14 protein-coding genes are annotated in these 16,571 nt (G+C 72.9%); 9 read left to right on the top strand and 5 right to left on the bottom strand.

The features are described 5' to 3' along the window. The first annotated feature begins 106 nt into the window (after positions 1-106). The 4 genes from ACFY5B_RS00300 to ACFY5B_RS00285 all read left to right on the top strand — a co-directional run bounded on the left by ACFY5B_RS00300 (position 107) and on the right by ACFY5B_RS00285 (position 4,985). Positions 107-712: a DJ-1/PfpI family protein gene (locus tag ACFY5B_RS00300; protein ID WP_389962327.1), complete on the top strand. Its 606-nt coding sequence runs from the start codon at positions 107-109 to the stop codon at positions 710-712. Beyond that, on the top strand, positions 709-1,167 hold the full coding sequence (locus tag ACFY5B_RS00295) for a MarR family winged helix-turn-helix transcriptional regulator (RefSeq protein WP_389962324.1): 459 nt from the start codon (positions 709-711) through the stop codon (positions 1,165-1,167). Before ACFY5B_RS00300 ends, ACFY5B_RS00295 begins: the two co-directional genes overlap by 4 nt. A gap of 79 nt (positions 1,168-1,246) precedes the next feature. Further along, positions 1,247-3,301: a protein kinase gene (locus ACFY5B_RS00290; RefSeq protein ID WP_389962321.1), complete on the top strand. Its 2,055-nt coding sequence runs from the start codon at positions 1,247-1,249 to the stop codon at positions 3,299-3,301. A gap of 130 nt (positions 3,302-3,431) precedes the next feature. After that, positions 3,432-4,985, top strand: coding sequence for a substrate-binding domain-containing protein (locus tag ACFY5B_RS00285; protein ID WP_389962318.1), 1,554 nt, complete (start codon positions 3,432-3,434; stop codon positions 4,983-4,985). 6 nt (positions 4,986-4,991) lie between these two features. Here ACFY5B_RS00285 and ACFY5B_RS00280 read toward each other — a convergent pair whose 3' ends face one another. After that, on the bottom strand, positions 4,992-5,750 hold the full coding sequence (locus tag ACFY5B_RS00280) for an SLATT domain-containing protein (RefSeq protein WP_389962315.1): 759 nt from the start codon (positions 5,748-5,750) through the stop codon (positions 4,992-4,994). Positions 5,751-6,026: 276 nt separating this feature from the next. Between ACFY5B_RS00280 and ACFY5B_RS00275 the strand changes: the two genes are divergently transcribed. The 3 genes from ACFY5B_RS00275 (at position 6,027) to ACFY5B_RS00265 (ending at position 7,732) form a co-directional block, all read left to right on the top strand. Then, positions 6,027-6,386, top strand: coding sequence for a YbaB/EbfC family nucleoid-associated protein (locus ACFY5B_RS00275; RefSeq protein ID WP_344461247.1), 360 nt, complete (start codon positions 6,027-6,029; stop codon positions 6,384-6,386). Positions 6,387-6,480: 94 nt separating this feature from the next. Beyond that, positions 6,481-7,080 (top strand): recombination mediator RecR, encoded by a 600-nt coding sequence (gene recR, locus ACFY5B_RS00270; protein ID WP_003991835.1) that lies wholly within the window; start codon positions 6,481-6,483, stop codon positions 7,078-7,080. Continuing rightward, positions 7,073-7,732, top strand: a complete 660-nt coding sequence (locus ACFY5B_RS00265; RefSeq protein ID WP_389962311.1) for a DUF5063 domain-containing protein — start codon at positions 7,073-7,075, stop codon at positions 7,730-7,732. The genes recR and ACFY5B_RS00265 overlap by 8 nt, the downstream gene beginning before the upstream one ends. Here the strand turns inward: ACFY5B_RS00265 and ACFY5B_RS00260 are convergent. After that, positions 7,725-12,377: a hypothetical protein gene (locus tag ACFY5B_RS00260; protein WP_389962308.1), complete on the bottom strand. Its 4,653-nt coding sequence runs from the start codon at positions 12,375-12,377 to the stop codon at positions 7,725-7,727. The two genes, ACFY5B_RS00265 and ACFY5B_RS00260, sit on opposite strands and share 8 nt — an antisense overlap. Before the next feature lie 196 nt (positions 12,378-12,573). Here ACFY5B_RS00260 and ACFY5B_RS00255 point away from each other — a divergent pair, with 196 nt between their 5' ends. Next, a complete protein-coding gene (locus tag ACFY5B_RS00255; RefSeq protein ID WP_389962305.1) occupies positions 12,574-12,750 on the top strand; it encodes a hypothetical protein in 177 nt (58 codons plus the stop codon). A gap of 11 nt (positions 12,751-12,761) precedes the next feature. Here the strand turns inward: ACFY5B_RS00255 and ACFY5B_RS00250 are convergent, their stop codons facing one another. Beyond that, positions 12,762-13,598, bottom strand: a complete 837-nt coding sequence (locus ACFY5B_RS00250) for a PhzF family phenazine biosynthesis protein (protein ID WP_389962302.1) — start codon at positions 13,596-13,598, stop codon at positions 12,762-12,764. A gap of 173 nt (positions 13,599-13,771) precedes the next feature. On the opposite strand from ACFY5B_RS00250, the gene ACFY5B_RS00245 reads away from it, so the two are divergent. Continuing rightward, positions 13,772-14,299, top strand: a complete 528-nt coding sequence (locus tag ACFY5B_RS00245) for an SgcJ/EcaC family oxidoreductase (protein ID WP_389962299.1) — start codon at positions 13,772-13,774, stop codon at positions 14,297-14,299. Positions 14,300-14,333: 34 nt separating this feature from the next. Here ACFY5B_RS00245 and ACFY5B_RS00240 read toward each other — a convergent pair whose 3' ends face one another. Together ACFY5B_RS00240 and ACFY5B_RS00235 are read right to left on the bottom strand one after the other, a co-directional pair. Beyond that, positions 14,334-15,728 carry a sensor histidine kinase gene (locus tag ACFY5B_RS00240; protein WP_389962296.1) on the bottom strand — a complete coding sequence of 465 codons (1,395 nt, stop codon included), beginning with the start codon at positions 15,726-15,728 and terminating at the stop codon, positions 14,334-14,336. Then, positions 15,725-16,432, bottom strand: a complete 708-nt coding sequence (locus ACFY5B_RS00235; RefSeq protein ID WP_389962293.1) for a response regulator transcription factor — start codon at positions 16,430-16,432, stop codon at positions 15,725-15,727. Before ACFY5B_RS00235 ends, ACFY5B_RS00240 begins: the two co-directional genes overlap by 4 nt. Positions 16,433-16,571 lie beyond the last annotated feature (139 nt).

The raw sequence follows: 16,571 nt of genomic DNA, 5'->3' as shown, positions 1-16,571 counted from the left end.
GTTTCCGCGACAGGTTGTCGACGCGAAGGTGTCGAGCGGTGAGCCCATTGACAACATGCTGTCTTTTGGACAGCATGTTGTCATACAGGAAAGCCGAGGAGGAGCCATGAGCCGCAAGCCCGTCCATCTCGCCGTCTACGACACCCTCGCCGACTGGGAGACCGGCCACGCCACGGCCCACCTCGCCCGCGCCGGCCATGAGATCCGCACCGTCGGCCCGTCCACGGACCCGGTGCGGAGCACCGGCGGGCTGCGCGTCCTCCCCGACCTGGCCCTGACGGACCTGCGCCCCGCGGACAGCGCGCTGCTGATCCTCCCGGGAGCCGACCTCTGGGACACCTCGGACGACCTCGCCCCCTTCGCCCGCACCGCCCGGGCCTTCCTCGACGCGGGCGTCCCGGTCGCCGCGATCTGCGGCGCCACCGCCGGACTCGCCCGCGAGGGCCTGCTCGACGACCGCGACCACACCAGCGCCGTCTCCTTCTACCTGGCCGCCACCGGCTACGCGGGCGGCGGGCGCTACGTCGAGGCCGACGCCGTCACCGACGGCCCCCTGGTCACCGCGGGCCCCACCGAGCCCGTCGCCTTCGCCCGCGAGATCCTCCGGCTCCTCGGGGTCCATGAGGGGGAGGTGCTGGACGCCTGGTACCGGCTGTTCCACGACTCCGACCCGGCGGCCTACGGGGTGCTGGAGAAGGCCGGCGCACTGTGAGCCGGGAGCGGCAGGACCTGCTCAGCAGCAGCGCCCTCGGGGTGTTCCGGCTCAACGGCCAGTTCCTCGCCGTCGCGGAGGAACTGGCCCGGCCCGCCGGGCTCACCGCCGCCTGGTGGCAGGTGCTCGGCGCGGTCCTCGCGGAGCCGCTGCCCGTCTCCGGCATCGCCCGCGCCATGGGCATCACACGGCAGAGCGTTCAGCGCATCGCCGACCTGCTCGTCGGCAAGGGGCTCGCCGAGTACCGGCCGAATCCGGCGCACCGCCGCGCCAAGCTCCTCACGCCCACGGCTGAGGGGCGTGCGGCGATCGCCCGGATCGACCCCGGGCACGCGGCGTTCGCCGACCGGCTGGCGGAGGCGTTCGGGGAGACGGAGCTGGCGGAGGCGGTGCGGGTGCTGGAACGGCTGTCGACGGTGCTCGACCAGGTGGGTCCGCCTGTTACGGAACCGTAGACGTTGTCCAGGTCACCCGGCCCCGGCCCCGCACTATTCTCGGTCTGTTGCTCGCGTGTGGGGGGAAGGCGGCTGAGCGATGGAGAAGCTGGGGCCAGGGGACCCGCCTCGGATCGGTGCGTACCGGCTGCTGGCGCGGCTCGGTGCGGGCGGCATGGGGCACGTGTATCTCGCCCGCTCCGAGCGGGGGCGTACGGTCGCCGTGAAGCTGGTCCGTGAGGAGCTCGCCGCGCAGGAGGAGTTCCGGGAGCGGTTCCGGCAGGAGGTGCAGGCCGCGCGCAGGGTCGGCGGGTACTGGACGGCGCCGGTGCTGGACGCCGACACCGAGGCGGCCGTGCCGTGGGTCGCCACCGGGTATGTCGCCGGGCCGAGTCTCCAGCAGGTCGTCGGACACGACCACGGCGCCCTGCCCGAGCGGACGGTCCGCATCCTCGCGGCCGGGCTCGCGCACGCGCTCAAGGACATCCACGCGGCCGGCATCGTCCACCGCGACCTCAAGCCGTCCAACGTGCTGGTCACCATCGACGGCCCGCGCGTCATCGACTTCGGCATCGCCCGCGCCCTGGAGACCGTGACGGACGGCGGGCTCACCCGCACCGGCGCACTCGTCGGGTCGCCCGGCTTCATGGCGCCCGAGCAGGTGCGGGGCGACCGCATCACCCCGGCGTGCGACGTCTTCTGCCTCGGCTCGGTCCTCGCCTACGCCGCCACCGGCGCCCTGCCGTTCGGCACCGCCAACAGCGGCGTGCACGCCCTGATGTTCCGCATCGCCCAGGAGGAACCGGACCTGGACGGCGTCCCCGAGGGCATCGCCGACCTCGTCCGGGACTGCCTGCGCAAGGACCCCGCCGCCCGGCCCTCCCTCGACCGCGTCCTGCAGCGCACGGGCGCGGACGACACCGTCGCCGACGGCCGTGCCCTCGACCCGTGGCTGCCGAGCGCCCTGGTGGCCCAACTGGGGCGGCACGCGGTGCGGTTGCTGGACACGGAGGATCCGGAGGGGGAGTCGGGGCAGGCCCCGCCCGCCGCCGCGGGGGCGCGGGGCAGTGACACGGGCGGCTCCGCCGCGCGGGGGCGACCGGCCCCCGCCGGCCCGCAGCCGGAAAGCGACGCGGCGCGGCGGCCGGGGCCGGTCCCCGCGGACGAGTCCGGCCCCGGCCCGACCCCCGAACACGCCGCCGCCGCCGACGAGTCGTCACCGCGCCCCGCGCTGCCCCCGGCCTCCGCGACGGCGCCCGCGGTGGCCCCCGGCCCGCCCCCGCCGGGCCTGCCGGGCCCGCAGGGCGACGGGCCGTCGGTGAACCATCTGCCCACCATGGCCGCCGGGCAGAGCGCGCCCCCGGCACCTCACCACCTGCCGGGCCCGGTCGCCCCGCCCCACCCGCAGCCCCAGCCGCAGACGCCCCCGTATCCGGCGTACGGCTACCCCCAGCAGCACCCCCAGCCCGGCGCCCCGGGCGTCGCCCCGCCGCACCCCGCCTACGGCGGTCTCGGCTCCACCCCGCCGTACGGCCCGCCGCCCTACGGCACAACCCCGCCGTACGGCCCCCCGCAGCCCCGGCCGTCGCGGGGGGACGGCCGTTCCACCGCGCTGCTCGTCGTGATCGCCCTGGTCGTCGCGCTCGCCGCGGGCGGGTCGGTGTACGCCCTGATGCAGGGCGGCGACGACCGGGCCGACGACGGCCGCGGCGGCACGCAGAGCACGGGCCCGTCCCCGACCAGCCCGGGCCCGTCCCCGACGACCTCGCAGCCGGACACCTCACCCTCCCCGGCGGACGGCACGATCCCGGCCGGGTACCTCGGCACCTGGACCACGACCATCGACAACGCCGACGGCGAGCACAGCCGTTCGCTCACCCTCCAGCAGGGCGAACCGGGCGACACGGTCCTGTCCCTCGTGGCCGACGGCCCGACCAGGGGCGGCGGCACCTACCACTGCGTCTTCGAGGGGCGGTTGACCGCGGAACCCGGCACCGACGGCGCACTGAGCATCGGCCCGTCCACCGTGAAGGTCGGACAGCCCCGCACCGCCTGCACCCCGGGCGCGGCCACCGAGGTGACCCTCCTGTCGGACGGCACGCTGGAGCGCGTGAACACCAGCAGCGGGGAGCGGCTGACGTACACGAGGCAGTGACCAACCGCCCTTGGCCACGTGGTGGTTGAACGTCCGGCGAATTCCGGCCGACGACCACCGGCTGGGCGCTCGCACGGCCGTACGGTGACCGGACGATCGAATCGTCCGGGCGGCGGCGGGGGCACCCACGGTGGAGTGGTTGAGCGCGGAGAACCTCGTGGCCGTGGCCACGGCCCTCCTCGGCATCATCGCCTCGGGCGTGATGGTCTGGTACGAACGCCGGGTGCCGCGCCGCAAACGCATGGGCTACCGGGTACAGATGGACAACCCCATCGGCGACGACGTGCGATCGGGCCGCGCCAACCGCCGACTCGGCCTGTTCGACGAGGCTCCCGACATGTCGGACGCGACCCTGGTCCTGCTGCGCATCGAGAACGACGGCTCGCAGGGCATCGACCGCGACGACTACACCGGCCCCGAACTCCACGGCCTGACCGTCGTGTTCACCGGCCGGACCGTCCGCGGGGTCTCGGTCACCCAGCCGTCGGACACCGACCACCTCATGGACCACTTCACCGCGGCACGCGGCTTCGCCTACGACGGCAACACCCTGCGCATCCCGCGCGTCCCGCTCAACCGCGGCGACCACTTCAAGCTGCTCGTCCTCCTCTCCGGCGGTGACGTCGGCGACGAGATCCGGCTGGTAGGCGGCCTGCGCGACGGTGAGGTGCACCCCAACCGCAGTGCCACGCCGGACGAGAAGCCGCCGCTGTTCAGCCGGGCCGCGCGGCTGATCACCATCGCGCTCACGGCGAGCGTGGTCACCCTGGCGGCGATCGTCGTCGCCCAGGACGACACCCCGCCCCCGATCGGCTGCGCGAGCGGCACCCTCACCCTCACCGGCTCCACCGCGTTCGCTCCCGTCCTGCGCGAGGTGGCCGAGAAGTACGAGCGCGACTGCGGCGGCGACCCCGTCATCGACGTGGACGCCCACGGTTCCACGGCCGGGATACGCGAGCTCACGGCCGCCGGCGACCGGGCGAAACGGAACTCCCAGGGCTCCCCGCCGGTCGTGGCCCTCTCGGACGGCCCCAAGCCGGCCGGTCTGCCCGACCTGCGCGAGAACCGGGTGGCGGTGTCCGTCTTCGCGCTCGTGGTCAACGACGACGTGAGGCTGACGAACCTGTCCAGCGACGACGTCCGGCGCCTGTACCGGGGCGAGGTCCGCAACTGGCGGCAGCTCGGCGGCCCCGACCTGCCCGTGCGCCTCGTCAGCCGGGACGCCAACTCCGGGACGAGACAGGTCTTCCAGCGCCGGGTGCTGGGCCGGGGCGAGATCGCCAACTCCTCCGTCGACTGCGTCCACAAGGACGACCCCACGGCGACCGTCCTGCGCTGCGAACTCGATTCGACCGAGCAGGTCCTGGCGACGGTCGCCGGTCTCCCCGGCGCCGTCGGCTACAGCGAACTGAACCTCGCCGCCCGGGCGAAGGGCCTGCGCGTACTGCGCCTGGACGGCGACCCGCCGTCCGTCGACGCCATCGAACACGGCACGAGCGCCTACCCCTACCGCGAGATCGAGTACGCCTACACCTACGGCCGCCCCCCGGCCGACTCCCTGGCCTCCAGCTTCCTCACGTATCTGGCCCGTGGCAACGGCCAGGACGTCATCCGCACCCACGGCCACGTGCCGTGCTGGACGCCGGAGGGGCTCACCTTGTGCGCACAGGACGGCGGGAGCTGAGGCCCCTCACCGCGGCTCCGGCGGACGCTGGCGCGGCATGTTCGGCCGGGTCCCGCCGTGCGGCGGCACCGGGAACCGCCCGTTCACCCCTGTCTCGGGCCCGCGCCCCGGACCCGGGAAGACGACCGTCTGCAGCCCCGCCGGCGCGGCACACCCCGACCGGAACTCGCCCATCCAGTCGGCGGTCTCCACCCGCACCAGTTCCGTCATGTCCTCGGAGAACCGCCGCAGCACCCCGAGGCACCGCTCGGCGGCCTCGCCGGCCGTCCCCTCCGCCGGGCCGAGCACCTCCCGCACGCTCTCCGCCGCCCAGTCGAACTGCAGCGCCTGCAGTCGCCGCTGCACGGCCTGCGCGGTGGCCACGTCCCGCATCCACCCGGACGTCACCCCGAAGTACCGGTCCACGACCACGCACGCCGCCCCCAGCAACAGCGCCAGACACCCCCAGGGCGCGATCCCGCCCGCGACACCGGTCAGATCCAGCAGCGGCAGCGCGACCCCGGTGACCGCCCCGGCCGCGGTCCCGCAGCGCAGCACCCGCGCGCACCGCCGCTTCCACACCCGGTCGGCGAGGTACCAGGCAGCCGTCCGCAGCGCCCCCCGCTCCACCCACCGGTACAGCTCGTCCAGCCGGACCGCCGGCTCGCCCCAGTCCCCGAGCGGGAAGACCCGCCCGGTCAGATCGCCCGGCCGCAGCCCGGCCGCCGCCTGCTCGCCCCGCCCGTCCTGAGGCGGCCCCTCGGGCTGCATCTCCGGCTGACCCACCCGGCACTCCTCACTGACCACGAATGACCACGTACGGTTCACTCACCGATCACGCTGCGCGATGGACCAAAACCCGCATCCGGAACGCGCCCGACCCTTCCTACCTCCCAATGGGTGGCGAAGACGTAGCTTTCGCCTCTTTTCCGCCCGGAAGTATTCCTTGATCAGGTATAGGGCGCGAGGGGGACTCACTCGAAAGAGTGCTGGGGCGACGGCAGCCCCGACCACGTAGGCTCGTGCCGAACGGGAAAACGCGTACCGAGCAAGGAGCTGATCGTGATCCCCGGTGGTGGCCAGCCCAATATGCAGCAGTTGCTCCAGCAGGCCCAGAAGATGCAACAGGACCTGGCGCAGGCGCAGGAGGAACTGGCGCAGACGGAGGTCGACGGGCAGGCGGGCGGCGGTCTGGTGACGGCCACCGTCACCGGCGCCGGCGAGCTGCGCGCCCTGAAGATCGACCCGAAGGCGGTGGATCCCGAGGCGGCGTCCGCCGAAGAGACGGCCGAGACCCTCGCCGACCTGGTCGTGGCCGCTGTCCAGGCGGCCAACGAGAACGCGCAGACGCTCCAGCAGCAGAAGCTGGGCCCGCTCGCGCAGGGTCTGGGCGGCGGCGGCATCCCCGGTCTGCCGTTCTGACCCGGCGCACCGCCTTCCTCGGACAGGCGGCAGACAACTACGGTACGTACGGGACGGTACGCACCGACCCCGAAGACCCAGGAAGGGCAGTCCGTTGTACGAAGGCGTGGTCCAGGACCTGATCGACGAGCTGGGGCGGCTGCCCGGCGTCGGTCCGAAGAGCGCCCAGCGGATCGCCTTCCACATCCTGCAGGCCGAGCCGACGGACGTACGGCGTCTCGCGCAGGCCCTGATGGAGGTCAAGGCGAAGGTCCGCTTCTGCGCGACCTGCGGCAACGTCGCACAGGAGGAGCTGTGCAACATCTGCCGCGACACCCGCCGCGACCCGGCCGTCATCTGTGTGGTCGAGGAGCCGAAGGACGTCGTGGCGATCGAGCGCACGCGTGAGTTCCGGGGCCGCTACCACGTCCTGGGCGGCGCGATCAGCCCGATCGACGGGGTGGGCCCCGACGACCTGCGCATCCGGGAGCTCCTGGCCCGGCTCGCCGACGGCACGGTCACCGAGCTGATCCTCGCCACGGACCCGAACCTGGAGGGCGAGGCGACGGCGACGTACCTCGCCCGCATGATCAAGCCCATGGGCCTGAAGGTCACCCGCCTGGCCAGCGGCCTCCCGGTGGGTGGGGACCTGGAATACGCGGACGAGGTCACCCTCGGACGCGCCTTCGAGGGGAGACGACTCCTAGATGTCTGACGCCACGCTGCACGCGACCGACCAGAACCCGGACGATTTCGCGGTCCAGATCGCGGACCAGATCGAGAGTTTCCTGGTCGCCGTCACGGAGGTCGCCAAGGGCGACGAGCCGGAATCGGCCGTGCCCTTCCTCCTCCTGGAGGTCTCCCAGCTCCTCCTGGCCGGCGGCCGGCTCGGCGCGCACGAGGACATCGTGCCCGACGAGCGCTACGAACCCGACTCGGGCCCCGAGGCGGACGTCGACGAGCTCCGCGAGAACCTGGCCCGCCTGCTGGACCCGATCGACGTCTACTCCGAGGTCTTCGACCCCTACGAGCCGCGCAAGGCCCCGGTCCCGGCCCGTATCTCCGACGACCTCACGGACGTCATCACGGACCTGCGCCACGGCATGGCCCACTACCGGGCCGGCCGCACCACGGAGGCCCTGTGGTGGTGGCAGTTCTCCTACTTCTCCAACTGGGGCTCCACCGCCTCGGCGAGCCTGCGGGCCCTGCAGTCGGTCCTCGCCCACGTCCGCCTCAACCAGCCCCTCGCCGAACTCGACGGCCTGGACACGGACCAGGGCATGGGCGACGACACGCTGGAGATCGAGGCGGGCCGCGTGATGGTCGAGGAGATCGCGGAACCGCTGGGGCTGCGCCCGGCTAAGTAGCCCCGAGCCGCGGGACGTTGCCGCCCGGCTCCTGCTTCATGATCAGGCCCGGCACTTCGGGCAGCGCGGTGAGGACGGCGTCACGGACGCGCTGGAGGTCTGCGTCCAAACCCTCCAGCCGCTCCACGAGTTCTTTGGCGGGCAGGGCGAAGCTGCGCACGACCAGCAGGAAGTCGGAGATCGGCTCACTGAGAACGAGGGGCGGGTTCCGCTTCCCGGGGGCGGGTTGCAGCAGGGCGAGACCGCGGTCGGTGTCGTCCAGCCGGCCGATCCGGTCCAGCGGGACCCGGAAGCCGAACGCGGACAGTCGTTCCGCGATCTCATGGGGCTCCTTGGACAGCTGCCGGGCGACGGAGACCAGATGGTGCAGGGGGACCGGTCGGTCCTCGTCGAGCGGCTGGGTGCTCTCGTCGGGCAGGCCGAGGAGATAACGGTCGAAGGCGTAGGCGTCTTCCGGTGCCGTCCCGAACGACGTGAGCAGGCCGTACTGTGCGAGACGGTCGACCACCGTCCGGGGCGGCAGCCCGAGGCCGGAGGACTTCATGACCACGTGGTGCACCGACACCGGCCGGTCCGGAGACAGCGGCGCCCCGGACAACCCGAGGCGCCGAGTCGCCCAGAGCAGTATGTCGTCCCTGGGTTCGGCGCTCGGAGGGTACGAGACGTCCGGTGGTTCGAGGCCGTAGGCGCGCAGCCGGGCCGCCGCCTCTGCCGGCCGCAGCCCGGACTCGAGCGCCGCTCTGGCCACCTGATGGACGGTCACGGCGTCATCGGCCCGGATCCATGGGTCCCGGGCGTCGGCGTTGACACTGAGGATCGTCACGTCGGTGTCGTTCGCCCGGTGGGGCAGCGCGGAGGGCACGGGCAGTCCCAGTGCCTCGATGCATCGGGTCATCTCGTGCAGGGGCACGTTCCGCGCGGCTGAGGCGCGGGCCAGCACACCGGGCGGAATCGCCGCTTCTTCCCTCAGGTGTTGCCACTCACGGGCGCCCCACCCCCACTCCCTGCTCCGGCGGAGGAACGCGTCGGCCCGCTCTTCGTCGGTGGGGGCGAGTTCCGGGAGGAAGCCGAGGGCGCGCAGTTCCCCCGCGACGGACGGCACCGAACGCTCCAACTCGGCCGCGGCACAGAGCACATGGCCGAGGGACACCGGCTTCGCCGGGTCCAGCGGGACGTCCCCGCGCAGCTGGTCGCTGACCAGGCGAAGCGTCGTGTCGGCGGTGCCCTCCAGCAGAGGGCCGTCCACCGTGACGGTGAAGCCGAACCACCTCAGCCACTGGACGGCCGTGCCGAGGTCGACACCGAGGTCGCGGCGGGCCTTGAGGAGATGGCCGGGCGGCACCGGTCTGCGGACACTGAGCCAGGGGCTGCGGCCGTTCAGGCGGAGGCTGAGGAGGACCAGGGCCCGCTCGTCCAGGTCCTCCGCGGCCGAAGCGGGTTCGGCGACGGTGAATCCGAAGGCCCGCATGCGCCGGGCGGCCTCACCGAGGCTCAAGCCGAACTCGATCCGCGCCTTGAGCAGATGGCCCGGGGGCACCGGCCCGGCGCTGCCGAGCCAGGACGACAGCGCACGCCCGGAGCGGAACGGAGGCGCCAGGTCACGGCTCAGGAGCGCGAGGTTGATGTCGTCGATGGCCGGCTCCTCCTCGGCCGCCGGCGGTGTCGGCAAGCGGAGTTCCCTCATGCGCTCCACGGCCTCGCGGTAGGGGATCCCTCGGATGTCTGCGAAGAACAGGGCGTGTCCGGGAGCGGCGAGCTCGTTGTCGACGTCCATGAAGGGCCAGTGGCGTTCGTTCCAGGCACTGTTGGCGGGGGTGCACGCGAGGACGTCGGACGGAAGCGCGGGCAGGACCCGCTCGACCCGTTCGAGCTCCGGGACGACCGCCGTGAGTGCCGTCAGCTCGGCGTTGGGCCGGTGGGCCAGCAGCCTCCAGAGCAGGATGCGGTCTTCCATGGTGCCGCTCACCCGGCCGGCCGGGGTCTCGCCCAGGGCTGTCTCGTAGCTCTGCAGACGGGAGTCGCGCCGGTGGACGATCAGTGCGTCCTGGGGGAAGAACCCGGTGGCGGCCACAGGCGTCCGGTGACCGTGCAGATCCATCTCGTGCCCCGCCGCCCGCGCCGCCTCCGTCACGAGGTCGGCGAGCGCAGGACTGCGGCCCGCGACCTCCGCGAGCCATTCGACGTCCAGGAGTGGGGGATCGGCCGACAGCAGCGCCGGCAACGCGGCTCCGAGCAGCGCCTCCACGTCCGCGCAGACGTCGGCGTCCAGGATCTCCGTCCGGTCCACGGAGAGCCGGCGGGGGCGGGTCCTGCCGGTGAGGTTGACCACGGCGCCGCGCAGGGTCCGTGTGTCACCCGGGGCGGTCAGTACGCCGCGCAGGACCCGGGGTTCGGCGTAGATCCCGTCGACCAGGACGCCTCCGCCGTGCCGGCACCAGACGACCTGGCCGTCCTCGCCGTCGGCCCCGGCCTGCCAGGAGACCAGGCGGCCGTGGGCCTCGAGGCCGTCCGACCGCAGCCCGAGTGCCTCCCGCGGGCGCAGGACCCCGGGCTCCCACAGCACGGCCTGCCCGCCCTGCCGGGCGGTGGTCGCGAACTCCGCGATGCCCAGCAGCCTGCGCAGCTCCCGCACGCAGGACGGCGCCTCGTCACCGTCCCGGAGATACAGGCGGACCGTGGTGCCGATGGAGCCCGGGCTGCCGGTCGGGCGGACCCGGAAGTAGTGGCCGGGGCCGCTGATCAGCACCGTGATCTCGCGTAACCGTCCCTCCACGCCGTTCATGTGGCAGGTCGTCACACGGATCTCGTCGGCGAGCATGAAGTAGCTGAGCACTCCGATGCCGAACCGGCTGTTGGGGTGCATGGTGACGCCCCGGCTCTGCCACTCCTGCCGTTCCTCCTGGAACCGCGGGAGGTCCGTGAAACGGACTCCGGCCTGCGAGAACACCTCGGACAGGGTGACCTCGTCCATGCCGACGCCGTTGTCCCGGCACTCCAGGTAGTGCCGGTCCTCCTCCTCGTCGTACCCCTGGGTGAACTCGATCCGCCCCCGGTACCCGCTGACGCTCTCGGCCGCCTCGGACCGGGCCTTGCGGTAGCGGCAGGCGTCCAGGGCGTTCTGGTAGAGCTCGCGGATGGCGAGGGACCGGTCACGGTAGAGGTTCTCGCCCATGAGGAGCTCCTGGACGCGTTCCTCGTCGAGCCGGAAGCGGATGACGCCGCCGACGGGAACGGCCCGGCCCTCGGCGTCCACTTCACGGACCTCCTCGGCGCTCGTGTACAGGGGCAGGGCGTCGAAGTCGGGCGCTGCGGCCCGCCGGACGGCCCGCAGCAGGGACTCCAGCCGCCCGGTGTGCTCGGTGAGGGCGGCCACCACGGCGGGATGTCCGCAGCGGGCCCGGAGCCCGATGCCCTCTCCGCGCGGCTGCCAGGAGGCCTTGTCCACCGTGGTGAGGAGACTCGCCGGGTCGAGGGGGTCGGGAATGCCCACGTGCCGCACGACCACCGAGGAGAGGTCCGTGGCCTCGACCGCCATTCCGTGCGCGACGGCGAAGACGGACCCCACCAGCCGTTCCCGTACGTCCTGGAAGTCCCGCCCGTCGAAGTCCAGTTGGTAGGGGTCTTCGCGCAGGTGGTCCGGGCGGGCGGCGTCGAACAGCTCGTTCGGTCCCGAGTGGGCGCAGCCCAGCAGGCGTGACAGCGGCTCCGGATCGAGCACGGCCTCGAGGCAGGTGCCTTCGGTGCCCAGGGCCGACAGGAACGGTGTGAGCCGCCCCGGCTGCCGCCCCGCCCACTGGTGGAACAGCCACCACCCGATTTCCCGGCGTCCGTCGGGCCGGTCCTTCAGGGCACCCAGCTCCGCCCGCCGCACGAGCCGTTCATGGCCGCCGAGCAGCACCTCGAACATCTGCCGTTCCCTGTCCGGCGAGGTCCGCTGCCCGAGGTCCGTGGGGTCGACGCGGGACAGTTCCGCCGCCGTCCGTGAGCGGTGCGCCTGGTGGAGGAAGGGGAGCAGGGTGATGAGCGCGGCCTCGGCGGGGGACAGGAGCAGGGCGCCGCCGCTGCGGGGCAGGTCGAGGAACCAGTTGGTCCAGCGGGAGATCCGGCGTGCGAGGTTCACGTCGTGCCACGGGTCCTCGGCGAGCGCCGACCGGGCCTCCTCGTACAGTTCGGCCAGCCGCCCGGCGGTTCTTCCGGACTGCGCCTCGAGGGAAGCGGCCCGGTCCGCCGCGCCCGGCCGCAGCATCCGCCAGGCCGGGGAGCTGGTGACGGCCTCCTCCCAGCACGAGCGAACGCCGGAGGCGGGGGACGTGGCGGGGCGGTCAGGAGCCGGGCCGGTGCCCTTGCCGCGGTCCGCACGGGCCTGCGCCGCGAGGGTGCGCCAGCGTTCCTTGGCCGGGATGCGCAGGGACGGGTTCCTCCGGCGCGCGATGGTCTCGAGTGCGGAGACGAAGAGCACCACCTTGGCGTCGGTGCGGGGGACCCTGCGCATGGTCACCCAGTCCGCGACGCTGCTGTCTGAGGGGACATCGCGGCGGGAGGCCAGAACGCTCCGGATCTGCGCGTGCACGGCGGTCGCATCGGGCTTGTCGGCCAGCCTCAGCAGCCGGTCCAGCTCCGTCCAGTAGGTGTGTGGTTCCGTCATGGCGCCGTCCCCCCGTCGCGCGTGCCCCGCCCCGTCGTCCCGAGTCGGTCGACTCGGTCGACTCGGAAAGTTCCAAGCTACCGACCTGACCTGCGGAGCAACCCCTGATCGCGCGGATCGGCCCGCGCGGCGGCCGGCTCCGCTCCGGCACCTTCGGGACGTCCCGTCGCACCGACGCCCTCGTAAGGAGCCGCAAATGGACCCGCTTCTCATCGCCGCCGTGTGCGCGTGCAGTGTCCTCACCCTGCTGATCGTCGCCCTGGCGGCCGTGCAGTTCGTGCGCTCCGCGCTCGACGGAGCCGCATCCGAGGACCGGGCCCGGATCCTGGGTGCCCTGGCCGAGGTGATCCGGGCGCTGCGGGGCAGGCGGTGACCTCCAGCCGCTCAGAGCCGTACGGCCGTCCCCGTCACGCCGATGCCCGTCCCCGGTTCCGCCGGTACCGTCACGGTGATCGTGCTGGGCCGTCCCATATCCGCGCCCTGGTGAACCGTCAGGGTGGCAGGGGTCGGTACGAGGCCGAACTCGCGCAGATAGCCGCCGAACGCGGCCGCCGCCGCTCCCGTCGCCGGGTCCTCGGTCACACCGCCGGGCGGGAAGGGGTTGCGGGCGTGGAAGACGGTGGGTGACTCCCGCCAGACCAGGTCGATCGTGGTCCAGTCCCGGCGGGCCATGAGGGCGGTGAGCGCGGGCATGTCGTAGTCCAGGTCCGCCAGCCGGTCCCGGGTCGCGGCGGCGATCACCGGGTGCCAGGCTCCGGCGAAGGCCACTCGGGGCGGCAGATCCGGGTCCAGGTCCCCGGCGGACCAGCCGAGGATCGCCAGCAGTTCGGCGAGGTCGGCGTCGTCGAGGGGGGCCGTGCGCGGGGCGACGCTCACCAGGGTCGCCACGAGGGTGCCGTCCGCCGCCCGGTCCGTCGTGACGGTGACCAGGCCCGCCGCGGTGCGCAGCAGCAGCCGCCCGGTGCCGTGGCGCTCCGCGTGGGCGACAGCGGTGGCGATCGTCGCGTGGCCGCAGAACGGAACCTCGGCGAGCGGGCTGAAGTACCGGACGTTCAGGGAGCCGTCGCAGGTCTCCCGTACGAACGCCGTCTCGGAATAGCCCACTTCGGCCGCCGTCGCCAGCATCGCCGCGTCGTCGGCGCCGCTCGCGTCGAGCACCACCCCGGCGGGGTTGCCGCCCTCGGGATCCGTGCTGAACGCCACGTAGCGCAAGGTCTCCATGCCCCGACCGTAGCGCCCGGCTCCCCGTTCACGCTGCGTGATTTGGAGGCTCCCTGTACGTCCCCTGTACGCGGGCTGCACGGGCCCTAACCGGTGGAACGCGAGGCTGGAGTCACTTCCACCGCGGAGAACGCGGACGGAAGCAGACTCCCCTCGATCCCACTGGAGATGTCATGGACCGCCGTCCCGCCCGCCGACGCATAGCAGTAGCCGCCACCGCCACCGCGGTCCTGGCCGCCGGCACCTTCGCTCTCGGTGCCGGGGTCGCCGGAGCGGACGCGCGGGGCAAGGGCGAGAAGCACGCCAAGCCGGCGACCAAGGCGCAGGTGCTCGGGCTGTTCGACGACTGGAACGCCGCACTGCAGACCGGCGACCCGAAGAAGGTCGCGGACCTGTACGCCAAGGACGCGGTGCTGCTGCCGACGGTCTCCAACCAGGTCCGCACCGACAGAGCCGCGATCGTCGACTACTTCGAGCACTTCCTGCAGAACAAGCCCGTCGGTACGAAGACCGAGTCCGTCGTCAACGTCCTCGACCGCGACACCGTCATCGACACGGGGGTCTACGAGTTCGCGCTCACCGACCACGAGACGGGCGAGAAGAGCACCGTCAAGGCCCGCTACACCTACGCCTACGAGAAGCAGCCGAACGGGAAGTGGCTGATCGTGAACCACCACTCCTCGAAGATGCCTCAGGGCTGAGCCCGGTCGGCTGAGCCCGGTCGGCTGAGCCCGGTCAGCCGCCGCCCCGGTGGGACGCCCGTAGCGTGATCGTCACGCACAGGCCCCCACCCTGGGGGTGCCCCCGGGCGGGAGAAGCCGAGACCGGGGGAGCGTCCGACAGCGTCACGGTCCCGCCGTCGTCCGTCACCAGCTGCCTGACGACGGCGAGACCGAGGCCGGAGCCGGACTTCCCGGTCAGGCCCTGGCCGCGCCAGAACCGGTCGAAGGCGCGGGACTTCTCGGCGTCCGACATGCCGGGCCCCTCGTCCAGAACCTGAACTTCCACGACATCGCCCCGGGGTTCCACCCGCACGGTGATCGTCCCGCCGTCGGGCGAGACCTCCAGGGCGTTGGAGAGCACGTTGTCCAGCATCTGGTCCAGATGACCGGGACTGGACAGCACAGACGGCCGGCCGTCGGTACTCCCCCTGAGCGCGATGGTGACACCGCGCTCGTCGGCGGCCGGCCTCCACACGGCGAGCCGCTCCCGCACGATGTCCAGCAGCGGGAGCGGCTCGGCCGCCGTCACCTTCGCCTCGGCCCGGGCCAGCACCAGCAGCCCGCTGACCAGCCGGCTCATCCGCACGACCTCCGCCGTCGCCTGCTCCACGTCCTCCCGCACGAACTCGTCGTCCACGCCGTCGGCGATGTTGTCCAGGGACAGCCGCAACGCCGTGAGAGGGGTGCGCAGTTGGTGGGAGGCGTCCGCGACGAAGATGCGCTGCGCCGCGATGAGCGTGTCCAGGCGTTCGGCGCCCTGGTTGAGGGTGCGCGCCAGGGTCTGGGTCTCGGGCGGACCCGTCACGGGGGAGCGGGCGGTCAGATCGCCGTCGCTGAACTTGCTGGCCATGTCGTTGAGCTGGCGCAGCGGCCGGGTGAGGCGCCGGGCCACCGCGGCTCCGAGCAGGGCGGCCACGCCGAGGACGAGCACGGCGAGGACCGCCCGGAAGCCCCAGATCTGCCAGAGCCGACGGGTCATCTCGCCGGTGGAGTACACGATGCGTACGGCGCCGACGACCCGGTCAGTGCCGGTCGCCCGGGCGGGCACGGTGATCACCAGCTCGGGGCCCCAGATGAAGGAGGAGCCCCAGTCCGTCGTGGGGGTGCCGTCCCGCAGGGCCCTGTCCAGGGCCGCGTCCCGGGTGGGCCGCGGCAGGTCCGCCGGGCAGTTCGCCGTGCGGGTCACCTGGATCTCGTCGTCGTAGGCCCTGGCCATCTCCTCCAGGGCCTGGCAGGAGGCGGCGCGGCCGTCGCCGAGCAGCAGGGCCATGGCGTCGGCCTCGCGTGTGACGGCCGACCTGGTGTCGTCGCGCAGCTGATCCGTGAGCGTGAACGCCACCGGCACGGTGAACAGCGCGATGGCGACCGCGACGAGCAGGACGTAGCTGCGGACGAGCTGACGGATCATGAGACGCCGCCCGCGCCCGCCTCTGTGCCCCCGGTGATCTCCAGACGGAAGCCGACGCCGCGCACCGCCTCGATGGTGATCGCGCCCGCGAGCTTGCGCCGCAGCGCCGCCACGTGCACGTCGAGCGTCTTGGTCGGGCCGAACCAGTTCGCGTCCCAGACCGCTTCCATGATCTGCTCGCGCGACATCAGCGCCCCGGGCTCCTCGGTGAGGAAGGCCAGCAGGTCGTACTCCTTGGGCGCGAGGGTGACCTCCTCGCCGTCCAGGCGCACCCGGGCCGCCTTGCGGTCGATCGTCAGGCGGGTGCCGTAGCGATCGGGGCCCGCGTCGGGTGTGTCCGTGGGGGTGCGGGGCCGGGTGCGGCGCATGACCGCCCTGATCCGCGCGATGACCTCGCGGACGCCGAACGGCTTGGAGACGTAGTCGTCCGCGCCGAGCTCCAGCCCGACCACCCGGTCCGTCTCGTCGCTGCGGGCGCTGATCACGATGATCGGGACGTCGCCCCGCTCGCGCAGCGCCTTGCAGACGTCCAGGCCGTCGGTGTCCGGCAGACCGAGGTCCAGCAGGACGACGTCGTAGGGACCCTCGTGCTCGAGAGCCGCCCCGCCCGTGGTGACCCACTCCACCTCGAAGCCGTAGCGCCTGAGGCCACGGCGCAGGGACTCGGCGACCGGTTCATCGTCTTCCACCAGGAGTACGCGCACAGCCGAACCCTAGTGCTTGAAAGTTGTGTGACCGGGACCGCGGCTCGTGCGATTGTGACGCCGGGCACTTTCCCGAGTGGCCTGTGCCCAGATGGGAATGAGCGACTCTGGACGGGCGGCCCGAGATCTCACCATGCGA

The sequence above is a fragment of the Streptomyces sp. NPDC013187 genome, from assembly GCF_042899705.1.
GTDB lineage: Bacteria > Actinomycetota > Actinomycetes > Streptomycetales > Streptomycetaceae > Streptomyces > Streptomyces hawaiiensis_A.
The sequence above is the reverse complement of the archived record's forward strand: the minus strand, read 5'-3'. Positions and strand labels throughout refer to the sequence as shown.